We start from the raw sequence: 4,210 nt of genomic DNA, 5'->3' as shown, positions 1-4,210 counted from the left end.
TCCGCGCCGCCGGAGGCCCCCGCGTCCGTTCCGGAGCCGGAGTCGGCTCCGGCCACTCCGATCGACACCGAGGCGCTGCGGCGCCTGCGCAGGCTCGCCGCCTCCGGGGAGGTCCAGCGAGCCGAGTCCGCGGCGCCGTCCGGACCTGTCCCGTCCACCGCGTCGGGCCTGCCCGCCGCACCCGATGAGAGCCGGGAGCACCCGCCGGTCCCGCGCATCATGCCGCGGTTCGTCGGGCCCGCGCAGACCCGCCCGCCTCAGGCGGATCCGGCGCGGACCGGTCCGGCTCCGACCGGCCCCCGGCCCGTGCCCGTGCGGGTCGCACCGGCCGAGGTCGCACCGGCCGGGGATGCACAGGCCGAGGTCGCACCGGCCAGGGATGCACAGGCCGGGGACGTGCGGGACTCCGGGGACGGGTGGAAGTCCTGGCCGCAGGAGCGGACGGCGATCGTACCGGGCGGGGTCTCGATCCGGGCCGTTCCCGCCGTCCCCGCCGCGCAGATCACCCCCGCGGCTCCGGTTCCCGCCGCTCCCACGGCGCCGCCGGGACAGCCGGAGCCCAAGGTCCGCCGGGTGGAGTCGGTCATCGGCCGCGACTCCGAGGGCGGCTGGCGGCGGCTGGCCCAGGTGGTGATGGGGCCGGGGAGCGGGAGCCGTACGGACGGATCCGAGGTCGACGAGGCGCGCGCCAGGGGGGCCTTCAGCGGCAGCCGCCGGGTGGTGGTGCTGGGCTGCACCGGCGGCGCGGGGCAGACCACGACGGCGCTCATGCTCGGCCACACGCTCGCCCGCCTCCGCGACGAGCGGGTGCTGGCCGTCGACGCCAGCACCGGCGCGCACGCCCTGTCCGGCCGGGTCCGGGGGGAGTCGCCCGAGACGCTGAGCTCCCTGCTGGCGGGCCTGGACGGGGTCCAGGGATACCTGGGCATGCGCGCCTACACCAGTCGCTGCGCCTCCGGCCTGGAGGTTCTGGGCAGCGACACCGACGCCGGCGCCGAGCAGCGGCTGTCGGACCGGGCGCTCTTCTCCGACCGGCGGCTCGGCCAGGCGATGGACCTGCTGGACCGCCACTACAAGCTGGTCGTCGTGGACCCGGCCGCGGCTCTGGCCGCGCGGGTCCTGCCCTACGCCGACCAGCTGATCATGGTGGCGCCCGCCAGCGAGGACGGGGCCGACGCGGTCGCGATGACGTACGAATGGCTCGACGGGCACGGCTGCACGGACCTCCGGCGCAGGGCGATCATGGTCGTCAACGGGGTGAGCCGCCGCAGCATGGCCGACGTGGAGCAGGCCGAGGCGGTCGCCCGCGGCCGGTGCCGGGCGATCGTGCGGGTGCCCTGGGAGGACGAGCTGGCCCCCGGCAGGTCCGAGCGGGTGGAGCCGTCTCATCTGCGGGCGCCGGGCCGCCGGGCCTACCTCGCCCTGGCCGGGGTCGTGGTGGCCGGGCTGGGAGCGATGCGGACGAACCGAACGAGCGAGGAGGAGCTGGCCCAGTGAGACCCGGGGCGGGAGAAGACGTGATGTTCCTGTGAGGGAACGATTCGTACGGACGGCGGAGGGGGCCGCGGGCGGGCATGGCGGCCGGGCCCACGCGACCGGCGGAGGCGGCGGCATGAGCCGCGCGTCGCGGGCCCGCAGCCGCCTGGCCGTCCGGTACTTCGACGACCGGATCCTGCTGACCGACTCCTCGGCGTGGGCCTACTTCCGCCTGCCGACCGTGAGCTACGAGTTCATCACCCCCGAGGAGCGCGAGGCGCTGGCCACCAACATCACGATCGCGCTGGCCGCGATCCGGATGCCGGACGCCGAGGTGCACCTGAGGGTGGCCCATCGCACCTACCCCGCCGCCGAGTGGGCGCTGGCGCTCAACACCACCTCCGACGAGGGCCCCGGCTGGCGCGACTACCTCGAGGAGCTGTACCGGCACGTCTGGGCCAAGGACTTCTGGACCAAGGAGGTCTACCTCGGCGTACGGCTCGGCCCGCGCGGCGCGCAGCTGGGCGACGGGGTGTTCTCCCAGCTCTTCGGCTTCTACCAGCGCGGGGAGAAGGCCCTGGGCCTGGAGGACGACCACGTCCCCAAGGCCGAGGTCGCCAAGTGGACCGGGCACGCCGAACGGCTCGGCCGGGCGCTGGCCGCCAGCGCCCTGTACGCCCGGCACGCCACCTCCACCGAGATCGCCTGGCTCTTCCAGCACGCCGCGACCGGTTCCCTCGGGGACCCGCCGCCCTCGGCCAGCCCGAAGAGGCGGTGGGGCAGGGGTGAGATCGAGTCCCTGGTCGAGGGTCAGATCCACAACGGCAGGTCGCTGCTGAGGGTCGAGCAGCCGCACGGCGAGTCCTACGTCGCGCACCTGTCCTTCGCCCGCTTCCCCGACCTGATGGCCTTCCCCGACGGGGAGCCGTGGATGCACTTCGCCGACCAGATGCCCTTCCCCGTCGAGATCAGCTCCAGGATGCGGCTGATCTCCCCGGTCAAGGCCAGCAAGGACGTCGCGCGCAAGCTCGCCCACGCCCGCGACATGGACATCCACATCCGGGAGGCGGGCGCGGAGGCGCCGCTGGCCCTGGCCGAGCAGATCGACGCGGCCCGGATGCTGGAACACGGCATCACCAAGGAGCGCCTGCCCTTCGTGTACGGCTGGCACCGGCTGATCGTGTCCGCGCCGACCGAGGAGATCTGCGTGCAGCGGGTCGAGGCGGTCGTCGAGCACTACCGCGACATGGGCATCGACATCGTCAACTCCACCGGCGACCAGTTCTCGCTGTTCTGCGAGGCGCTGCCCGGCGAGCGGGTCCGGGTCAACGCCTACGCCCAGCGGCAGCCGCTGCGCACCATCGCGGGCGGCATGGCCACGGCCACCGTGGACCTCGGCGACCGGGTGGACGAGACGAACGCCGGCTGGATGGGACCGTACATCGGGGAGACCCTGGGCCGGGCCCGCAGCATCGTGCACTTCGACCCGCTGGTGGCGGCGGCGCGCAACCGGCCGACGGCCATCGCGATCACCGGTGAGCCGGGCGGCGGCAAGACGACGCTGGCGCTGCTGATGATCTACCAGATGGCGCTGCGCGGGGTCACGGTCGCGGTGATCGACCCCAAGGGCGACGCCGACTCCCTGGTCCGGCTCCTGCAGGAGCGGGGCAGGAAGGCGCGGATCATCCCGCTCGGCTCGGCCGCGCCCGGACTGCTCGACCCGTTCTCGTTCGGCGACGACCTCGCGGCCAAGAAGACGATGGCCACCGAGACCCTGCGGCTGCTGCTCCCGCGTATGTCGGAGGAGCGCGAGTCGGCGATGATCCAGGCGGTCGCGGCGGTCTCCAACGGGCCGGACCCCTCGCTCGGCAAGGTCGTCGACTTCCTGGAGCAGGCCGGGGACGCCGCGTCGAAGAACCTGGGCGCGGTGCTCCGCTCGATGTCGGAGATGCACCTGGCCCGGCTCTGCTTCGACCCCTCCGGTGGCGACCAGATCGACACCGAGGGCTGGACCACGGTCTTCACCCTGGGCGGGCTGACCCTGCCGGACGCCGCCACCGGCCGCGACGACTACTCCTACGAGCAGCGCCTGTCGGTGGCCCTGCTCTACCTCGTCGCGCAGTTCGCCCGGGGGCTGATGAACGGCCTCGACCGGCGGACGCCCAAGGCGATCTTCCTGGACGAGGCCTGGGCGATCACCTCCACGCCGGAGGGCGCCAAGCTGGTGCCCGAGGTGAGCCGGATGGGCCGCTCACGCAACACCGCGCTCGTGCTGGTCTCGCAGAACGCCGGCGACCTGCTGAACGAGCAGGTGACGAACTGCCTGTCGTCCGTCTTCGCCTTCCGCTCCACCGAGCGGATCGAGGTGGAGAACGTGATGGCGCTGCTCGGGGTGGACCCCTCCGAGGAGCACAAGGCGGTGCTGCGCTCCCTGGGCAACGGTGAGTGCGTCTTCCGCGACCTAGACGGCCGGGCGGGCCGGATCGGGGTGGACCTCGTCTCCGGTGAGCTGCTGCGACGGCTCGACACCAATCCCACCCATGACAAGCCCGACGACAACGTGCACGATCTGTCGGAGGGCGGCAGAGTCGGCAGGCCGGGGACTACGGCGCTGGAGGCGAGGTCATGAAGGACTCCGACGAGAGACCGAGGCGTTCCGCGCGGGAACGGCGGGCGGACCGGGCGGCGCGGGCGGCCGGGGAGACCGGGACGGGCCGGCGGAGGACGCGCGGGC

1 protein-coding gene and 1 pseudogene are annotated in these 4,210 nt (G+C 73.7%); both read left to right on the top strand.

The window, feature by feature from the left end; all coding sequences use genetic code 11:
- Positions 1–1,497: pseudogene (locus ACWJ6R_RS31225) on the top strand (hypothetical protein); the annotation flags it as partial.
- A 115-nt stretch (positions 1,498–1,612) separates the two neighbouring features.
- Positions 1,613–4,105: an ATP-binding protein gene (locus tag ACWJ6R_RS31220; RefSeq protein WP_449065662.1), complete on the top strand. Its 2,493-nt coding sequence runs from the start codon at positions 1,613–1,615 to the stop codon at positions 4,103–4,105.
- The last annotated feature ends 105 nt before the right edge of the window (positions 4,106–4,210 follow it).

The sequence above is a fragment of the Planomonospora algeriensis genome (genome assembly GCF_977012225.1).
Note: the sequence above shows the minus strand (reverse complement) of the source record. Positions and strands in the feature narration are given on the sequence as shown.

Bases quoted from the DNA above. Each gene is read 5' to 3' on its own strand.
- ACWJ6R_RS31220 (WP_449065662.1), top strand. From the start codon at position 1,613: ATGAGCCGCGCGTCGCGGGCCCGCAGCCGCCTGGCCGTCCGGTACTTC.